Genomic DNA, 801 nt, shown 5'->3' with positions numbered 1-801 from the left:
TGCCTGGAAAGCCTACCGCACGTAGTCGTCGTAGGTCGCAGGAGTAATACCGCTGGGCGACGCGACCATGAGGTCATAAGCCCTGTTATCCGCTCTGGCCGATACGGAAAAGGAGCTCCCGTCTGTGCTTGTGTAGCTGAAGCTGCCTGTACGCAATTTTGACAGGGGCTCATTGGCCGGTAGATTAGCTTTGGGAACTGCAGATCTGAAGGCCGCGAAATCAAAAGTTCCCAATGGGTACAGGTTCTGAATGCTGTCGGCGGAGTATCCGGCCAGCGAGGTCCGTACTACTTCCAGGTTGGCCCTGGCTGTCCCCCAGATCGCCTTATCCTTAAGGTTGAGGAAGTTGGGGATGGCGATGGCAGCCAGGATCCCGATGACAGCAACAACGATCATCAGCTCAATGAGGGTGAACCCCTGAGATTTTTTCAATATATTATCTCTTCTCCGGCCCAGGTAATGGTTCATGGCCAAGGGGCGCCACATGTTATTGTTGTCGTTATTCACAGAATTTATATAACAAAATATTCTAACATAAACAACTATAACAATATCACTAACTGGTTGTGCAATTTTTCACCAAGACAGGTTGCGATTATGGCGAAGTTACACCGCAGGTGTAACGAAGGCCGAAGCTGGCCGGATGACGTTAGCGAAGACGGACCTGTCACGGCAGCTTGACATACATTTAAACTGTGATATTAGTATAGCATAAATTTATAAACAACTAATGGAAGCACCAGTGGACATTGAAAAAATTATTAGAACATATCGCACAATAGCGGTAATCGGACTTTCTCC

The 801-nt window shown here is 47.9% G+C and carries 1 protein-coding gene; it reads right to left on the bottom strand.

Annotation, left to right across the window (positions count from 1 at the left end; translation table 11 throughout):
• Positions 1–12: 12 nt before the first annotated feature.
• Positions 13–432, bottom strand: coding sequence for a prepilin-type N-terminal cleavage/methylation domain-containing protein (locus P1S46_12320; protein ID MDF1537249.1), 420 nt, complete (start codon positions 430–432; stop codon positions 13–15).
• Positions 433–801: the final 369 nt, after the last annotated feature.

The sequence above is a fragment of the bacterium genome (assembly GCA_029210545.1).
Classification (GTDB): Bacteria; BMS3Abin14; BMS3Abin14; order BMS3Abin14; family BMS3Abin14; genus JARGFV01.
The sequence above is the reverse complement of the archived record's forward strand: the minus strand, read 5'-3'. Positions and strand labels throughout refer to the sequence as shown.